At 47.0% G+C, this 17,987-nt stretch carries 15 protein-coding genes, 1 other RNA gene and 1 riboswitch; of the genes, 11 read left to right on the forward strand and 5 right to left on the reverse strand.

Annotation, left to right across the window (positions count from 1 at the left end):
* Window positions 1-59 precede the first annotated feature (59 nt).
* The 4 genes from THEBA_RS00370 (at window position 60) to THEBA_RS00380 (ending at window position 2,888) form a co-directional block, all read left to right on the forward strand.
* Window positions 60-1,484 (forward strand): AICAR transformylase/IMP cyclohydrolase PurH, encoded by a 1,425-nt coding sequence (locus THEBA_RS00370; RefSeq protein WP_014729977.1) that lies wholly within the window; start codon window positions 60-62, stop codon window positions 1,482-1,484.
* A gap of 45 nt (window positions 1,485-1,529) precedes the next feature.
* An RNA gene (gene ffs / locus THEBA_RS13945) (signal recognition particle sRNA large type) lies at window positions 1,530-1,791 on the forward strand.
* Window positions 1,792-1,872: 81 nt separating this feature from the next.
* The gene (locus tag THEBA_RS00375; RefSeq protein ID WP_014729978.1) at window positions 1,873-2,340 is read left to right on the forward strand and encodes a peroxiredoxin; all 468 of its coding nucleotides are present in this window, start codon (window positions 1,873-1,875) and stop codon (window positions 2,338-2,340) included.
* Window positions 2,341-2,384: 44 nt separating this feature from the next.
* On the forward strand, window positions 2,385-2,888 hold the full coding sequence (locus THEBA_RS00380) for a flavin reductase family protein (RefSeq protein WP_006490088.1): 504 nt from the start codon (window positions 2,385-2,387) through the stop codon (window positions 2,886-2,888).
* Here the strand turns inward: THEBA_RS00380 and THEBA_RS00385 are convergent.
* The gene (locus THEBA_RS00385) at window positions 2,871-3,335 is read right to left on the reverse strand and encodes a hypothetical protein (RefSeq protein ID WP_014729979.1); all 465 of its coding nucleotides are present in this window, start codon (window positions 3,333-3,335) and stop codon (window positions 2,871-2,873) included. The genes THEBA_RS00380 and THEBA_RS00385 overlap by 18 nt on opposite strands.
* Window positions 3,336-4,372: 1,037 nt before the next feature.
* On the opposite strand from THEBA_RS00385, the gene THEBA_RS00390 reads away from it, so the two are divergent.
* Window positions 4,373-5,290: a DMT family transporter gene (locus THEBA_RS00390; RefSeq protein WP_269078289.1), complete on the forward strand. Its 918-nt coding sequence runs from the start codon at window positions 4,373-4,375 to the stop codon at window positions 5,288-5,290.
* A gap of 189 nt (window positions 5,291-5,479) precedes the next feature.
* On the opposite strand, the gene THEBA_RS00395 is transcribed toward THEBA_RS00390, so the two are convergent.
* Complete coding sequence (locus THEBA_RS00395) at window positions 5,480-6,748, reverse strand: cation:proton antiporter (protein ID WP_014729981.1); 1,269 nt, start codon at window positions 6,746-6,748, stop codon at window positions 5,480-5,482.
* 35 nt (window positions 6,749-6,783) lie between these two features.
* Window positions 6,784-6,859: riboswitch (Fluoride riboswitch) on the reverse strand.
* A 50-nt stretch (window positions 6,860-6,909) separates the two neighbouring features.
* Between THEBA_RS00395 and THEBA_RS00400 the strand changes: the two genes are divergently transcribed.
* The 5 genes from THEBA_RS00400 (at window position 6,910) to THEBA_RS00420 (ending at window position 11,150) form a co-directional block, all read left to right on the forward strand.
* Window positions 6,910-7,110, forward strand: a complete 201-nt coding sequence (locus THEBA_RS00400; protein WP_014729982.1) for a hypothetical protein — start codon at window positions 6,910-6,912, stop codon at window positions 7,108-7,110.
* Window positions 7,107-8,006, forward strand: a complete 900-nt coding sequence (locus tag THEBA_RS00405; protein WP_014729983.1) for a nitrilase-related carbon-nitrogen hydrolase — start codon at window positions 7,107-7,109, stop codon at window positions 8,004-8,006. Before THEBA_RS00400 ends, THEBA_RS00405 begins: the two co-directional genes overlap by 4 nt.
* 154 nt (window positions 8,007-8,160) lie before the next feature.
* Window positions 8,161-9,108, forward strand: a complete 948-nt coding sequence (locus tag THEBA_RS00410; protein WP_014729984.1) for a D-alanine--D-alanine ligase family protein — start codon at window positions 8,161-8,163, stop codon at window positions 9,106-9,108.
* Entirely contained in the window at window positions 9,095-10,381 is a 1,287-nt protein-coding gene (locus THEBA_RS00415; protein WP_014729985.1) for an amidohydrolase family protein, read from the forward strand. Before THEBA_RS00410 ends, THEBA_RS00415 begins: the two co-directional genes overlap by 14 nt.
* Before the next feature lie 133 nt (window positions 10,382-10,514).
* Window positions 10,515-11,150 carry a hypothetical protein gene (locus THEBA_RS00420; RefSeq protein WP_014729986.1) on the forward strand — a complete coding sequence of 212 codons (636 nt, stop codon included), beginning with the start codon at window positions 10,515-10,517 and terminating at the stop codon, window positions 11,148-11,150.
* A 50-nt stretch (window positions 11,151-11,200) separates the two neighbouring features.
* Here THEBA_RS00420 and THEBA_RS00425 read toward each other — a convergent pair whose 3' ends face one another.
* On the reverse strand, window positions 11,201-13,018 hold the full coding sequence (locus THEBA_RS00425) for an Ig-like domain-containing protein (protein ID WP_014729987.1): 1,818 nt from the start codon (window positions 13,016-13,018) through the stop codon (window positions 11,201-11,203).
* A gap of 970 nt (window positions 13,019-13,988) precedes the next feature.
* On the opposite strand from THEBA_RS00425, the gene THEBA_RS00430 reads away from it, so the two are divergent.
* On the forward strand, window positions 13,989-15,200 hold the full coding sequence (locus THEBA_RS00430) for a uroporphyrinogen decarboxylase family protein (protein WP_014729988.1): 1,212 nt from the start codon (window positions 13,989-13,991) through the stop codon (window positions 15,198-15,200).
* A gap of 45 nt (window positions 15,201-15,245) precedes the next feature.
* Here THEBA_RS00430 and THEBA_RS00435 read toward each other — a convergent pair whose 3' ends face one another.
* Both THEBA_RS00435 and THEBA_RS00440 read right to left on the reverse strand, forming a co-directional pair.
* Window positions 15,246-16,202 carry a methylcobamide--CoM methyltransferase gene (locus THEBA_RS00435; RefSeq protein ID WP_014729989.1) on the reverse strand — a complete coding sequence of 319 codons (957 nt, stop codon included), beginning with the start codon at window positions 16,200-16,202 and terminating at the stop codon, window positions 15,246-15,248.
* Window positions 16,203-16,205: 3 nt separating this feature from the next.
* Window positions 16,206-17,984: an ASKHA domain-containing protein gene (locus THEBA_RS00440; RefSeq protein WP_014729990.1), complete on the reverse strand. Its 1,779-nt coding sequence runs from the start codon at window positions 17,982-17,984 to the stop codon at window positions 16,206-16,208.
* Between the last annotated feature and the right edge of the window lie 3 nt (window positions 17,985-17,987).

Here is a 17,987-nt window from a genome sequence, read left to right on the forward strand (position 1 = left end):
TCATTGGTTGGATTTCTCAGGGATTGATTGATGATAAACTAATCACATGGAGGTGCCTGATGAACATAAAGCGTGCCTTTGTCAGCGTACATGACAAGTCAAGAGTGGAAAAGATCGCTGGATATCTGGTTTCGAACGGTGTAGAAATCATCGCCACTGATCACACTGCGGAATATCTTATAGATCATGGTGTCGAGGCAATAAAGGTCGCTGATTACACTGGGTTTCCTTCGATATTCGACGGAAGGCTGAAAGCTATCCACCCAAAGATTATAGGTGGAATTCTTGCGATCCAGGATCTTCCTGCCCATATTGAGGAAATGAGGGAACATTCGATTCTGCCTTTCGACATGATAGTTATGAATCTCAAGCCTTTTGAGTCCGCCGTAAAGGAATCACCGGATGAGTCTAATCTCTCAAAAGAGATCGATATCAGTGGACCGGCCCTGCTGATGGCGGGCGCCAAGAACCACAGGGACATTGTAGTCATATCCGATCCTATGGATTATGACGAAGTGATTGACAGTTTAGAGGACTGTGGAGATGTTCCCCTTCTTAAAAGAAGAAGATACGCTCTTAAGGCGATCTACGCTGCCTTGCTTTACAATTCTTCCATTCATAAGGCGTTATCGCAGATTTTTGCTTCCGAGAAATACGACTATACGGTCATGGAACACGTTATGCAGCTGCTTTACGGGGATAACCCCTCTCAGAAGGCTCATTTGCTAAAGCTTTCGAAGGAACCTGGTCTGCTTGATGAGGTTCAGATCGGTAATCCCGCCATTGGACTCAAGAAGTCTCAGCTGAGAAACATTAATGTTTTCATGGAGCTTTATTACTACAGCGACAATATTTCGCTTTTCCTTGACAAAGGTAAGATCATAAAAGTCTTTGCGGGCAAGGTACCGGACGATTTTTCCACGGGCGGTCCCGATACGATGTTTGCTTCGACCTTTGCCATCGATGGTGATACTTTGAAAAGACTGAGTGACGATGGCGTAGAAGCTTTTGGAGGCGTTTTCGACCGCGATGCCATACGCGCTGCAAGAGAGAGAGATATCATGATACTGACCGTACCGGTCCATGAAGCGGTGACACTATCGAAGGAAACGTATTCGGGCTTCGGAAACTATTTTGTAAGAGAACTCACATTTGAGATGAAGAAGTATGACCTTGATACAGACGGAAGGCTCGCTCTCTATTGTTCACGCGTGAACAGGGCGAACAATTTCTCGGTTTTCAAAGACGGTGAAAGTCTGCTTCTAAAAAGTGGTTTGAGTTACGAAGAACTTCAGAGTTACGATTTCGGCAGTCATGATTTGAGGGATTCTGTAATGGCTTCTGACAATGATTTGACCGACGACCTGATAGTGAGAATACTTGCCTCCGGGGTTAGACAGATAATCCTTCCCGGCACAAAAAGGACCTATTCGAACAGAAGCATTCTAGTGCTTGGAATAGACTTCACCAGACTGAACAACTAGAGATCACTTGAAAGCTAAGAAAGCAGAATATATAATGTATATACACCATGCTAGGTGGGGAGCTGGCGGTTCCCTGTACCCGAAATCCGCCATACGCGGGGCCGAATGCCTTTTGAGGCTTTGCCGGTTTGGTGTCGGTTTGTCTAAAGGTGTTGAGGATTGAGTCCTGCGCAACGGGAACTTGCGAACCTGGTCAGGTCCGGGAGGAAGCAGCCATAAGCGAGCGCTCCCGTGTGCCGCGGGATTGCTCAGTCTGAGCCGGAAGGCAAATGCGGCCAGGTCGGGAATGTCGATGAAGGATGCATGGTGTTTCTTCTTCTATGTATCGCACCTAATCATCTGCTAGAATTAATATGACAATAATAGACGGTTTTAGGAGGTACATGGGATGTTACTAAAAGGAGAAAAGGCGATAGACTTCTCACTATTCGGTTCGGATCTTAAGGAATACAAACTCAACGAATATCTAGGAAAGAAAGTTGTACTGGTTTTCTACCCCGGTGCGTTTACGAGTGTATGTCAAAAGGAACTATGTACATTCAGAGATTCTCTTGCGAACTTTGAGAGCCTTAACGCTACAATTCTCGGGATAAGTATGGACAGCCCTTTTGCCAACAAAGCTTTCAAGGAGCAAAATTCCCTTTCTTTTCAGCTTCTCTCAGATATTGGAGGAGAAGTATCCGGAAAGTACGGCGGCGTGCATCAGGACTTTGCCGGCGTCAGGGGTCTCACTGTTTCAAAGAGAGCCGTATTCATTGTGAATAAAGACGGGAAAATTTCCTACACATGGGTTTCAGACGATCCCAGAGTTGAGCCAGATTACACAGAAATTTCGAATCATCTTAAGAAGATTTAGCGATGGGGGGATAACCCTAATCGTCTTTGTTACAGGAGGTTAGCATGACAGAATTCAGCTTTCCGGAGCACTCGACGGAGCTTCTTGAAACCCTGAGGGACGGGAGAGTTCTGATCGGAGTGACAGATGGCGTTGAAACGAACTTGATAACCGTTGGCTGGGGTTTCCTGGGTTACACATGGAATCGACCTGTCTTCATTGCCATGATAAGGCCGAGCAGATTCACGCACGATTTTTTCAGAAGCAGCGACGGATTCTCGGTCAATTTCATGTCAGCAAAGTGGCAGGAGGCTCTGGACTTCTGTGGAACAAGAAGCGGAAAGTATTTCGACAAGTTCAAGGAAACCGGATTGACTGCTCGAGAGGGGTTGTCACCTTCAATAGTCGTAGTAGATGAGGCTGACAAAGTTCTGGAGTGTCGCGTTGTTTCAAAGGAAGCGTTGACGCCTTTAGCTCTGAATGGTAGTATAGCCAGCACATTCTATGGCGATAATTCCTATCATTCGCTCATCTTCGGCGAAATTACCGATTCATACACTCTTCCTTGAGAAGACTCCTACAAAGAATGTGAGCAAGAGAGAGGCTACTAGAATTGACCAGAGAATGCATGACGACCAGTTGGGAGTCTGGAGGCTCAGCTTCAGAGAAGAGTCCAGCAGAAGGATATCTCTTGCGAAAATCAGGGAGACTACGGCTTGAAAGGAAGACAGGAATCCTAGAACGAGATTCCAATTCCTTATTCCCGCGCTCAGTGAAGTTACCAAAGCAAAAACGTAGATAAAAAACGAAATAGGTGCGAACACTATTCCTGCGATGAAGATAGGCCTAATCGAGTCGGCATCTTGCACAATGTTAGTCGACATTTGGTTTGCCGTGACTATCAAAACTATCGAAAGCAAACCAACTATGACACCTGCGGCCGTAAAGTATTTGTAAGCCTTTTCCTTTCTGCGAGCATATGCAACGCTTATTGCCCCGCGATCTCTCTTCTTCACAATGAATCACCCAGACAGCTTTTTAGAAAACTAAAACGGCTTAAAGCCGCAAAACACACATTTTTTCTGCATTAACTAGAACGGATGAACCTGGCAGAAACATTATCATTATACTGCAGTTGATAGTGATTATCAAAAACTAATTTAGAGCCAATAACTGTATCGTTTATGCTTATGCATTCGTTTGACTTTAATGCTCATTTTCTTTCCTTCTTTGTAGAGAAAAGCTCAGGACTGCATCAAGGGAAACAAATGATTTTCTCTCCGGGTATTTTTGTTAGGGGAAGGTATCTTCATTGGCGGAAAAACCCCGAGTAGTTCTTTTTCAAAGCCCAAATAAAAAGGTAGAAGCTCTCCAAAACATAAGAAACTCAAAAGAGCTTTCTTTGGATGAGGTTCCCGTGCTGATATAGTCAAATCATAAAATTCAGCAAAGGCCTTATTTTTTTCCAGTTCTTCTATTCCGATCCCTCGATTGAAAACCTTCAAGGTCATATTTGTCTGCCAGATCGCCAGGAAAACCAGTTATCATAAACGGTTGTTGGGCTTTCTGGACGGTTGAGGGGGGATAAGCATGACGAAGCGCATACTGATTATCACACTGCTGGTAATACTCTTGATCTTATCTTCTTGTGTAAAAAAGAATCAGCATCTCATAACTCTTACTGCAAATCCTGCAGAGGTCTGAACAAGGGTCCTCTTTGCTGTGGTTGCGAGACAGCCTTTGGGATTGATTGCATAGTTATGCGTGTTGGCAAACTATCACAGTTCTTACTTGCCTAGTGCAGAAAACGACGCAAAACAGATATCAAATGACACTTCAGCAAAGCTTTCCCTAACTTCATGCATGTGCTGCATTATATCATCGAAGCCCTTATTGCTGCGTAAACCGGGATCTTGAATTTCATATGATGGGTGTCACTAAAGAATTTTCGTGACCATCTCAATGATTGTTCATGTTTAGCCCCACTCATTTTGCAGTTCACCTTACATTTTTAGTGTAGACTAATTTCATGGATATTTTGAAAAAGAAGTGGATGGCGGCCTTAACCGCAGTATTCTGCTCTGTTCTTTGGGGCAGTGCTTTTCCGGTGCTGAAACTGAGTTACGAGGAAATGTCTATCGCTCCGGACGACGTTTCAGCCAAACTTGTCTTTGCGGGAATTCGGTTTCTGGGGGCCGGCATCATCGTGCTTATGCTTTCAATACCCCTTGGTAGAAAGGGTAGAACGAGATTCGCGAAGAAGGACTACCTCCATTTGCTGGCGCTCGGGATACTGCAGACTTTTCTGCTATATTTCTTCTTCTATAACGGGCTGAGCTACACAACGGGTATGAAGTCTTCGATAATAATGGCGGGAGAGAACTTTCTCGTTATTCTTCTTGCCCATTACATATACAAGAATGACCGTTTGAGCTGGAAAAAGACAATTGGGATGATACTGGGATTCGCCGGTGTTTTCCTTGCAAATTTTGAAGTCGGCTTTACTCTGAGCTTCGTATTTCTGGGCGACGGATTCATGTTGATCGCGGCGACAATCGGTGCATTCGGCACCATGTATGCCAAATGGATGTCATCTAGGCGATCTCCCTTTCTCGTGTCGGGATGGCAGCTTTCGATCGGCGGCTTTCTTCTCCTGATTGCCGGCTTTCCCGGGTTGAAGGGGGATTCGCTTGTTTTCACGCTCAAGGGAGATCTCCTTCTGGTATATTCTATGCTTCTTTCGGCCATAGCCTTTTCCTTATGGTACGCGATTCTCAGCTTTCACAAAGCCGGTGAGATCACTATGTTTCGTTTCGTGATCCCGGTGGCCGGTGTCTTTCTCTCGGCAGCCTTTATTCCGGGAGAGGCGCTAAATTCGTATATGGCATTTGCCCTCGTATTGGTTTCGGCCGGTATTGTCGTTGTCAATTGGAAGAAAAGGGTAGTCTCAGAAGATAATTCCGCTCGATAAAATCGAATACCGCTCTGAAAATTCACATCGTGTTGCTGTGGGTTCTTTACTAGCCGTGACCCCGCCCTATCACCGAATAGAAATGCAAGAGATTTTTTTTCGAGCAGAATCATTCCGGCAGAAAGACGCGGCGAAGAAAAGAAAACTGAAGGGAACCCACTCAATTCTATTTTGGGCTTGAAATGGTAACTAGGTAAAGGATAGCCGAAGGCTTCTGACGAATCTAGAACAGCTTTTACATTTGCATACAACGAGAAAGAGAGTCGAAGAGAAAACTGAGTGGATTCTCAACTGGTTTTTCGCAAACCTTCTTGCAGCGAGTCTTATACCAATGGCGCCAAGAGGGGCCGTTGTTAGGATCGAGAGTACCGAAACCGAGAGTATCACATCTCCGTAAGCTACTCCCATTGCTAAGGGTATTCCTCCAACTGCAGCCTGAACTGTGGCCTTTGGCAGATAGGAAATCATGCAGAAGAGCCTTTCGCGAAGATCCATTTGCGAACCGAGAGTGGCGGCCAGAACGCCTGCGCTTCTAAATGTTAGTCCAAGAAGAATTACGAGCAGTCCCATAAGCCATGAGTCGCCTATCGCACGTACGTTGACACTTGCGCCAACCAGAACGAATAAGAATATTTCTGCGACAACCCAGATTCTCTCCATCTTCCCCGCAATCGTGTCGGCGGTTACCGGAAGTCTCTCTCGAAGCACAAAACCTATCGCCATCACTCCCAGGAGAGTCGCTACAGGGAGTACTTCCTCGAGTTTATGGAAAACGAATGCAACAGATAGGATCAAGAGAACCTTCTTAGTGCCCCTAATATGGAATCTCTTTAATAACAAGCTGAAGAGGAACCCAATTAGCGCCCCAAGAGATATTCCGAGAATAATCTCTACTGGTATCATAAGAAAGGACATCCCGATACTGACGTCCTGTCCTCCTTCAATTCCCAAAAACACTGTAAAGAGTATAATGGCCACAACGTCGTCCATTGAAGCTGCCGCAAGAATTGTAGAAGGTATTTCGTTTCTCTTTCCGAAGTCCCTTTCTTTCAGTCTCAGCATCTCGGGACCTACTACCGCATGCGACACCGCCGCAATAATGAAGCCTAGCATTCCGCCTTGAATGAGGCTGAGTTTCAGGAAGAAGTGAGCCATTATCATAATTGAGAAACCTTCGAAGAGGCCCGGAAGAAAACTAAGACGAAGAGCCAGGGGCCCTATCTTCTTGATAATTCTCCGGTTCAATCCGAGACCGGCACGCATAAATATGACTATCAGTGCGAGCAGCCGGACTTCATCGGAAATTGAGAGCAATGATGGGTCTATGAGATTCATTCCACCAGGTCCCAAAGCTATCCCAAGGGAGACCAGGCCTATCAGACCGGGAGGACGAACTCTTTCAAAGAGTGAAAGAACTGCGATCGAGAGAATCACTATAAGTGAGATGCTCAGAATCATATGTTCCTCCAGAGTCAAGCAAAACCAGGCTGGGAATTTTGGTAGAAGCTATTAGCTGGTGGCGGTTCTGGAGGATTGTTCTCCAAGGCAAGCTTCATTGCCTAGAGAATCATATAGTTTATGCGTTATACTGTCAATGACTAGTGAACGGAGGTGATCTCTTGAACACTTTTCTAGCCATTGTTGGCGCATTGTTCCTGCTTTATCTTGCAATTAGGTTCTTCCCTGCGCTGATAATGATTGTAGCCGGCGTAGGAGTGATAATGATAGTGATTTTTGCCATAGCAGGTCTTGTTGCTTTCTTCTTGCCGATCTTATTGGTTGTTGGTCTAATACTGGTTATTGTTAAGCTTGCGTCATGAAAGACACTGATTTTACTGCAATACAGGTCTGGTTTGATCAGGATTCATTTGGAGAAGAGGCATTTCGCAGAAAGATGAGAGACTATGTGGCCGAGGCTTCTCTGTTATGGAAGGGAACGAACCACATTGTCGTCTTCCCCGAGTTCTTTGCGACCTTTCTTTACCCATCCTTCAGGAAGCTGAGCTTCGAGGAGACGACGGCAAAGACTCTTGTCAAATATGCGATTAAGAACATGGGGCTTTCTTTCAATCCCTTCAAGAAGGCTTTTCTGAGGGACGCTCTTGTGATCGAAGCCTATTATCATGATGTCTTCGAAGGCATTGCAAAGGAGTTCGGCACTTATCTTCTTGCGCCTTCGATCCTGCTGCCGGTTATCGACACTGAATCGGAAAAAGGGAGATTCATCCGGGGCGATAAGCTCTACAACCTCGCCTACTTCTACAACCCTTCGGGAAAGGTTGTAGCAAGGGCTTTCAAGCACAATTTAACCAAGGCCGAGAGCTCCATTATCTTTTCCAGAGGACAGCAAGAGCTTAACGTCGTGCACACGGAGATAGGAGTAATTGGTATTGCAATCTGCTATGACATGTTCTTTCAGAGCGAAATAGAGAAACTGGATGCCGCAGGTTGTGAGACAGTTCTTGTTCCTTCGTGCAACTTTGCCTTGTGGAAGGGAAGACTGAGTGACTCGACGCAGGAGAGGATATGGTTTCGTGATGGGCCGATCAAAGCAACATCAGGTAGGGAGAAGATTCGATATCTTGTAAATCCAATGGCGACTGGAATTGTCGGCAGAGACAGGGCGCAGGGGAGATCTTCCATATGGTACGGAGGAAGGGCGCTTGCCGTTGCCAGAGAATTCGATAGGGAAGAGATACTAAACGTTACGATTTAAGGCGGTACGCATTATCAGCAACATATATAAGAGTCTAACACACTTTCTAGACTGGTTTTTCCCTTCCACTGATACTCATTTTAAAAGTCAAAAATCTGGAGTATGTACAATTCTTTTTTAGTGATACTGCTAAGATATACCAAGGAGGAATGTTATGAGAATTACTGTCGTTCATGACACGCCGCTCAATCTTCATCATCAAGAGATGGTCAATAGTGTCGTGAGCTCGCTCGAGAAGATTTTCGAAGTTGATTCGAGACCATTTGAGATCGATGCTGTGGGCAGACTTAGAGGCACTGATCTCGTATTCAATCTCACTACCGCCATGGGCAATACCGAGAGGCAGGTCCATCTTCCGGCCGTGCTGGATCTTCTGGGCATACCCTTCACCGGCTCGGGCACTACGGCCAACGCTCTTTGTATAAACAAGACGCTCACAAAGTTAATCATGAAGGCCTATGGAATATCCACTCCCGAATTCTTTTCGGTACGTCCCGGAGAAACTGCCGACAACCTTCCGTTCAGTCCGGCGATCGTCAAACCCGTCAAGGAAGGAGGCGCAAAGGGTATCTGGGAGGACTCGGTTGTGGAAAGCGTTGATGACATGCAGAGAGCGGTTTCACGTATTCACGAGAGATTTCAACAGCCCGCTCTCGTTGAGAGATTCATTGAAGGAAGGGAGTTCACCGTCGGGATTGTTGGCAATGAAGTTCTTCCAATCATGGAGATAGATTTCTCGTCACTGCCAGATCACCTTGAAACCTTCTATTCCTACAGGGTGAAACAGTTTCACGGTGACGAGACGAATTACATCTGTCCCGCGAAGATCTCGCGGAGAGAGGAAACAGTTATAAGAGAGTTTTCGATGAGAGTCTTCCAGGTGCTCGATCTAAAGGACTATTGTCGCATAGATTTAAAGATCGACGACGAAGGTAAGATCTACTTCCTGGAGGTCAATTCCCTTCCTCTCCTTGTACCGGACTACTCCGATATCGTTAAGATGGCTGAGACCAGAGGGTGGAGCTACGAAGATCTCATTAACAGAATCGTCGCTTCAGCAATCCGTAGATATGGAATCGGGAAAGAAAATGGAAGAGTATAAAGAGATCCTAGATTACATAAGGCAGGTTCCGGTGATCGACACACATGAACACCTGGTCCATTCTGAAGATTTGCTCCAGGGGCGCGACGATGTTCTTCAAGAGTTTCTCATTCACTACATGAGCTCCGACCTGATCTCTTCGGGGCTCTGCCCGGAGGTTCTGGCCATCGCTAGAGATAGTGAGAGAGATCTCGTCTACCGATGGAAGCTAATTGAAGATTACTGGGAGTTCTGCAGGCACACCGGCTACGCTAGGGCTCTAGATGATTCGATAAGAGAGATATACGGGATCGACGGAATAAGGGGTTCAACAATAGAGGAGCTAGGAGAGAAATTCAGGGAGGCAAACAGACCGGGGCACATGAGAGAGATCCTGAAGGATTTATGTAACATAGAACTCGCGATAATTGATCCATGGACGGGCCGATTCGAGTGCGACAGGAGCCTTTTCAGAAGGGTCTGGCAACCACAAAACTACATAATTCCCATGCCTCCGGAATTCGATATAGTAGGTTGGCTGGAGGAGACCTACGCCGTAGAAATCAGATCGCTCAACGACTGGCTCAAAGTCTTCGAAATGGAGTTAGACGAGAATATTTCGAACGGCATCGTCGGTCTGAAGAGCGTTCTGGCGTATCATAGGCCGATTAGATTTGAAGAAGTAAGTCTAGACGATGCCGCAACTGCATTTCGTAAGGCCCTTGAAGAAAGGGGAAGAAGAAGGCCCGATCGTAACAGAGGCCTCTTGATTCCCGAAATAGTGCAGGATTATGTGATGCATTACATACTTTCCGTGGCAAATGAACGGGGTCTTTTCATTCAGTTTCACACCGGGTTTCTCGAAGGTAATCGTGGAATACTGAGTAATTCTAATCCCGAACTACTAGAAAATCTCTTTTCAAAATATCCGCGCGTGAAATTCGATCTCTTTCACATAGGATATCCTTACTGGGGAGTCACTGCGGCTCTTGCCAAGACCTATCCAAACGTCTTCATCGACATGTGCTGGTCTCACATCATATCGCCAGTTTCTGCGCGGAACGCTTTGAGCGATTTTCTGGATGCGGTACCGTTCAACAAGATTTCCGGTTTTGGCGGGGACTATGCAATCGTTGACGCGATCTACGGCCATCTCAAGATCGCGAGAGAAAACATCGCCCGGGTTCTTGCGGATAAGATAGGAGATAGTACTCTTACTGTTTCACAGGCGGTAAGAATTGCCGAACGGCTTCTCCATGACAATCCGAAAGAAATCCTCCTTAACAATCTTTGATCTGTGAAGCAGTCTCAGCAAATACCTTTTTGGAGAATAAGAAGTGTGGAGATTATTTGACACATGAGGAGAGGTTCAACCTGGTTCTGGAGATTTCCGGAAAGCTTTCAAGAGAGATGAAGGGCAATCTGATTTGCTTCTGGCTGTTGGTTCTACCTCAAGAGGGACCGATACTCACTGGTCCGATCTAGAAATGCTTATGATTACCAAAGAAGAGGTCCCAAAGAAAACCTTTCTGAAAGGCTTGGTCCCGGTCACTACAAATTCGATAACTGAAAAGATACTCTGCGGAATACTCGAGGAACCGGGAGTTGAATGGCCATTCTATGCTGGACTCGTAAAGAACCTTGTCGTACTGGAGGGCGATGCATCGAAGCCCGAACAGTATTATGATCTTGCTCGCAGTGTTCCTGAAGAAAAGTTCAGGAGGGCCTTGAAGGAGAATCTCTCGGAGCTCGTATTCGAGTCGTGCGGGAGAATCTTCTCCTGCATTGCAAGGAAGAGATACGAGGATGTTTACTGCGCAGTGATAGAGACCCTGCTAGAAATGAAAACCGTTCTTTGCCTTTTGAAATGTACTCACGTTAACCATGACTACTTCGAAGGGCTGCAGGAGAGTTTCAAGTTCAGAAAGTTGCCAGAACGATATCCCGTCCTGGCAACCAGATTATGGAGGAGCAGAAGTCCATTCGACATTGCAAACTACTCGAGAGATCTCTTTAGGAACTATCTCTCTCTCTTGAGAGAAGAACGGCTTCTTCAGAAATGACAGAGTCTACTTACGAACATAACGCCTGATTGTATGAAAACCCCCACGATTTACGGCACGTAACCGGTATCTGTGACCCACAAACTGATGTTGTCGAACATGACATACGAATAGTTGTAATTACTGGTGGACATTCTTACCCCATTTGTTCCAGAGGGAACCGGTGTGAAAGAAAAACTCCTCTTGAACGTTCCATCTACATATACTGCCGCGCCACCCGTTGACATATTGAAGACCACTTTGACTCTATACCAGATTCCCGGACCAATATCCATTACTCTTTCCGAGTGATAGGAGCCGCCCTCTTGTGTCCAGCAGACGATGGCTCTCTTTCCATCAAGATAGCCTATTCCTGTATACGCTAGCGAGTTGTTAGGACCGATCCAGCCCCACCTTGGAATTGAGGTTGAGGCTAGTCTGACATCGTATTCCAGATAGCCTAGTTTGAATGGATCTACCTTTGGAGTGTATACGACGCTGTAACCGTTTCCACCGTAAAAAGCAATTACCTTTCCATGGCCGGCGATCTCTGTGATTATGGGGTTTGTAACGCTGCCGTACTCCTGGTAATACCACGGTCCAAATGAGCTGACGATTGAACCTGCAGAATATGATTCGAAATTCTCGACAAAGGCTTGCGTCGGTGCAGTACGGAAACGCCATACCGGTCCGGTCGTTGAGGCTCCCTTGTTGTCCTTCGCCACTATCTGCCAGTAATAATAAGTAGAGCTGTTGAGAGAGCCGGTCGAATACGTTCTGGTGCTTGTATTTGTTTTAAAGCTCAGCGCCGCAGGAGAGAGACCGAAGTATACGTCGTACGTGACCGGATCACCGTCCGGATCTCCTCCAAACCACGTCAGGGTCAAAGCGGCAGGCTGTGTCATTGCATTGTTTGCCGGCAAGGGTTTCCCGGGGACGTTTGGAGGATTATTGATGTGGCTCGCGTTGATATTTATCTCGACAGTCTGATCGGTCACCCCTCCGTTTCCATCGTTTGCCCTGATGGTCGCGTTTCTTGTGCCCGAATCGCTCAGTGCAGGAGAGTAAGTAAACGTACTACCGGTTACTGAACCGACACCTGCTACCTTTGAAAAAGAGATCGCATCTCCGTCGGGATCGTACGCGAAGAGTGCCACGTCGAGCGTGAGAGTCTTTCCGGCGGTGACATATTGCGGAGAGGGTATAGAGAGCTCCGGAACTCTGTTCTTGTTGGTCACGGTCACCTGGAAACTCGTCGTTGCAGTTGCGCCTTTCGAATCAATCGCCCTGAGTTCTACGTTATACACTGCAGCCTCTTCAAAATTCATTGCGGCTTCTTCATAGGAAGGAGTGTATTCGTAGTTGTTGCCGTCGATTTCTCCCGGCCCTTCGGGTATATCGAAGGCCAGGGCATCTCCGTCGGGATCGCTGGCGTAAGTCGTTAGAAGTATCGTAAGAGTGGAACCCTCCTGTACTGTCTTGTCGGGAACAGTCAACCAGACCGGGGGATCATTTTCCGGTGTTACGGTCACGTTGAAGTTCTCGCTTGCCGCTCCTCCCTTCCCGTCATTTGCAGTGATTGTGACGGCATAGACTGCCGACTCTTCGAAATCCGTAGAGGCTTCGCCTATTCCCGGGGAGTATGAGTAAACCCCTCCCGCGGAAATACTTCCTTTGCCCGATAAAGAGAAACTTAGAGAGTTGCCGTCGGGGTCGGACACGTGGTCGGAGAGAGTTATTTCGAGAGTCTCCGTTTCTTCCACGCTTCTGTCTCCTACCGGCAAGTTCCATACAGGGTCGTTGTTTTCAGGATTGCGAGGACATGCGGTAAGTAAGAGAATGATCAAGATACTTAAAAGCAGTACAAGACGGTTCCTTTTCACTACCATCTATAACACCTCCCCGGATTTGGCCGTTCTTAGGGTTTACGGAAGACTTCATTCTCTCTTCACAGTCTATTTCTCGAAAGGAATAAATCATCTTTCCGGCCAAAGACTCACCGATTAAGAAAAGAAGATGCGATTATTTCTAATGAGGATTTTAGATATCTCTATGCCTGTAATTTTGACGAATAATCCGGTCATGAAATAATTAGGGAATGAAATCTTCATACTGCTCACCATCGATTTCCGATTCTGGTATTCGTAAATAGACTGTTCATCTAACATAATGGTCTCTGAAGCTAGAGTTTCGAACAAAAATATCGAAAAATGGCGGATACATGAATGAAGATATATTGCAAATTGAGGCAAATGCCGGAACTGACAATCTGCAGCAATCAGATAATCGGGCTTCGATTCTCACCATCACTCCTCATTACTGCTCATCATTACCTACATAATCTTCTCTGGAGATCTATCATCCTGTTCCTTAGTTCCAGAATCAGCTAAAATTCTCGCGTCTCTTCAGTCCCGCCATCTCACTTATTCTCTCGATTTTTAACTAAGAACTAAGAACATGGACAGGTAGCGTCAAGACTAAGAACCGCTTTTCTCTCTTGCGAGACCCTACGCCCTACAACCCTAGACCCGGTTCTTCCTTCAAAGACACCCTCCGCCACTACGTGGCCCTCCTCCCTCAAGGGAGGATTTAAGATCAGGATCATCAGGATTCGAATACGAACTCATGCAAGAAACAGCTAATTAATGGTATTTAACTCACTTATTTATGTGCAATGATGAGCTTTTCAGGGATGTGGAAATCCCAGGATCGACTGAAGTTAAAACGTTTAGATTCAGAATTCCAAGCTCTGGCACAATGCTCCTCTCTTCTCAGACTCTCACAATCCTTCCTGATCAGTTCAGCAAAGGCTATAATCAGGTTGTCTAGCTTGAAACAAAATTGAGCAGAGGTGAGCAGATGACATCGCGTGAAAGAATCCTTACCGCTTTGGACCACAACGAACCTGACCGCGTTCCCATCGATCTGGGAGGAATGAGGTCGACTGGTATTCATGCTAAAGCTTACAGGAGGTTTGTCGATTATCTCGGTTACCGTGATCTTCCAGTAAAGGTTTTCGATGTTCATCAGATGCTTGCCTTTGTCGATGATGAGATCAGAAGAGAAGTCCATTCCGATGCGATCGAACTCAAGAGACTGAATGGAGGCTTTGAAACTCGAATCGATTCCTGGAACGGGCGAAACATCTTTGATGATGGATCGAGATACCTCTTTCCAGATGGATTCGACCCGAAAGTGAAAGAGGACGGTTCACTCGTAATCGAGAGGGACGGTGTCGAAGTTGCTGCAATGCCCCGGGGCGGCCACTACTTCGACAGGAGCTACTTTCCCCTGGCCCATGCCGGGAGAAAAGAGGAGATCTCGGCCCTTGTTATGCCAAGATTGACTGGCGAGGAAATCGAGTTCTTGAAGGCTCAGCTCACGGGAATACGCGAATCGACAGACTGCGCCGTGATCGGGGCTTTCGGGGGGAACTTCCTTGAGGCCGGCCATTCAATGTTCGGGTACCAGGAGTTCATGGAGAGGCTCATTACCGATCGGCCTCTCATGGAGTTCTTTCTTGACCGTCTTCTAGAGACCTATCTTGTAGATCTGGAGAAGTATCTCTCTGCCCTGGGAGACGATATAGATATTATTCAGATCGGCGACGATTACGGCACCCAGGAGAACACCGCGATATCGCCACGAATTTTCAGATCTATCTTCAAACCTAGACTTAAGACCCTGTGCGACTTCATTCATAGGAAGAAACCCGATCTTTTCATCTTTCTTCACTCCTGCGGGTCTGTCTATACCTTCATACCAGATTTCATAGAAGTCGGTGTTCAGATACTGAATCCGGTTCAGACCAACGCGAAGAATATGGAGCCGGAAAGGCTGAAGAATGAATTCGGAAGAGATATCGTCTTCTGGGGAGGGGGATGCGATACACAGCACGTCCTGCCTTTCGGAACACTAAAGGACCTTGAGGACGATATTCGCCGCCGCATCGACATTTTTTCTCCTGGGGGAGGCTTCGTTTTTTCTCCCATCCACAACATTCAGGCCGAAGTACCACCCGAAAAGATCTTCAGACTTTTCGAGTGCGCATACGAATACGGTTCTCAATAATACCCGCTGAAGAAACTGCTCTTGTTCTAGACTTGAGACGTTTTGCTACGAACGATAATTTCTGCCGGCTCTGAAGAAGGCTGAGATGTTTTCTGGAGGTGTCTCCAGTGGGATGTCACACCCGGAACTTAAAATGAAGTTGGGTACGTCCTTCATTTTCTCTAGAAGTTTTTCAGTCTCTCTTTCGACTTCCTCTTCATTTGACTGAAGAAAGACCTTAACAGGATCTATGTTTCCAATGATGAAAACATTCTCGGGGACTCTCTCCGCTGCAGCCTTCAGGTCCACCATGCTGTCGAGGCTCAATCCGTAGGCGCCGCTGGCGCCCATAGGTTCTACTATGTGTTCCGTGTCTCCACAGATGTGATAAATCAAAGGTTTTGAAAGCTCGGATCTTAGCCTTTCAAAATAGGGAAGCGCAAAACGTTTAAACTGTCTCTTAGACAAAAGCACCGCCGTCGGTTCGAGAACGGCTATCATGTCTGCGCCGTGGTCGATTAGCGCTTTCGAATATTCACTTACAACCCTTGAGGAGAAGTCAATTACGCTCTCTGCAAAAGCCGGATCTTCTATCAGTTTCATACAGAGGTCTGTAACCCCAACCAACTCTCCTGCGAGGCTAAGTGGGCCTATAACGTAGCTGCCCCTCTTTCCCGGCAGTTCTCTTGCCATTTTATCCGCAACCTCTGTGAAGACCCTCATTCTCCCGGATACGCCGCTCCAGGAGTTTACCACTGAGGACAGCTCGTCCGGTCCCTTTATTGGATGTTCCTTCACGTAGGGATTGTTATCCTCGGGGAAGCCGACTTCCAGTCCTAACGCCTCGGCTTCGACCGTCAGATCCATCATGAAGAAGATCCCGTCTGGCTGAAACTCCTCCATAAGCTTGGTCAAAGAGCTAAACTGGATTTTCGCGTTTGTGAGATTCTCTTTGAGCTTCGTTCCCGTCAGCCTTGCGCCCGGCGCGCCGAGCAAAGGTATGATTGATCTATTGAAGGCCATTGCTTATCCCTCCCTTAAGGCAAGATTGTCAACGAAAATCTCGTTGAAATCCTTTCTGCCAGATAGTTCAACGTAGTATATGATGTTGCTAAGATTCTCCGCTCTCTCTCGAATCCCGCTGTCCAGAACTGCCAGAACTGCACCGAGACCGGCCGCATTACCGACGGGTGAAACTCTTTCGACTGGGACATTGGGAAGCATGCCTATTCGCAGAGCGTTCTCGGGGTCGATGTAGTTCCCGAAGGCTCCGGCAAGTAAAATCCTGTCGATGTCTCGTGTCTCGATGCCGGCCCGGTCCATCAAGATGGATACTCCCGCTCGAATGGCTGCCTTTGCAAGCTGCACTTCACGAATATCTCTCTTGTTTATACGCACTATGCCCGCAGGGCCTTCAAGCTCGAAGTACTCTCCTTTGATTCGTCCCGATTCAGTAAGAATACCGGCACCTATCATTACGGCAATCGCGTCTATCAGTCCCGAACCACAGATTCCAGAAGCATTCGAACCATTTACCGTACTGAACCCGATACCTTCTCCATTGAGCCATACATGATCGACCGCTCCCGGCCTGGCAATAGTTCCCTGACTAATATTGCCTCCTTCGAATGCCGGACCTGCCGCTGTGGAGCAGGCGAAGATTCTGTCGCCCTTTTTGAGGGCCATCTCCCCGTTGGTCCCGATGTCTACGAGGAGAACGTTGCCGGAATCTTCGATAAATCCCGACGAAAGAATACCGGCTGTGATGTCCGAGCCAACATAGGCGGAGATTCCCGGCATTATGTAGATTTTCGAATTTGGAATGGACTCTTCTAGATCCAATTCCCGTGACTCGAATACCTTTCCTCCCGTGAATACCGGTATGAAAGGGGAGGAGGCGATTCTCTCGGGGCTTATTCCAAGAAGGATGTGGATCATTGTCGTGTTTCCCACTATCGAAGTATCGTAGATCCTTTCCTTCGATACTTCGCTTTCCTTGCAAAGATCGTCGATCAGCTTATTGAGTGTTTTCAAAACTGCTATTCTCAGTTCATCGATTCCTTCGGCTCTCTTTATTGTGTAATCTATCCTGGAAATGACATCCTGGCCATATGAAGACTGGGGATTTGGGGCAGATCGAACAGCAAGAATCTCTCCCGACTTGAGATCCGCCAGGTAAACTGCGAGAGTTGTCGTGCCGATGTCGATAGCGACGCCGAAGATCCCTCTTTCGTCAGAGAAAGGTAGTATGTCTATTACTTCACTTCCGTACATGACGGCCCGGCCTCTGTAATCTATCTCCCTAATAATATGGGGAAGCCTTCTCAGTAGATTCAGTCTGTCAATCCGGGGCTTTTCTGTAACGAGAGCACTGATCAGTCTTGAATAGTCTGAAGCCTGGTCATGGATATCCGGCCTTGAAAGAGAAAACTCTTCGAGTCTAACCAATGGGGATATCTCTCGCATCAAGGCCTTCGGAAGAGGCGGTTTGGAAACTGCAGAATCCACTGCCGGATCCTCCGTTTTGACTCTGACATCGGTCATGACTTTGAACTGGCAGCTCAGCCTGTATCCGGCCGCAATCTCGTCTCGTGTCAGAAGTCTTGCCTCGGTAAGGGTTAGTGGGAAGGCCTCGCTTCCTTCAGCTACAAGGGCCTTGCACTTTCCGCAGTTCCCCCTTCCCCCGCATACGGCACTTATGGGCTGAGACTCCCTTCTCAAAACATCGAGCAGAATCTCGCCTCTCTTTGCCGTCACCGTTCTTTGCGAAGGCAGGAATATGACCTTATGCACAGCTTCTTTCATTAT

It is taken from the genome of Mesotoga prima MesG1.Ag.4.2, from assembly GCF_000147715.2.
Classification (GTDB): Bacteria; Thermotogota; Thermotogae; order Petrotogales; family Kosmotogaceae; genus Mesotoga; species Mesotoga prima.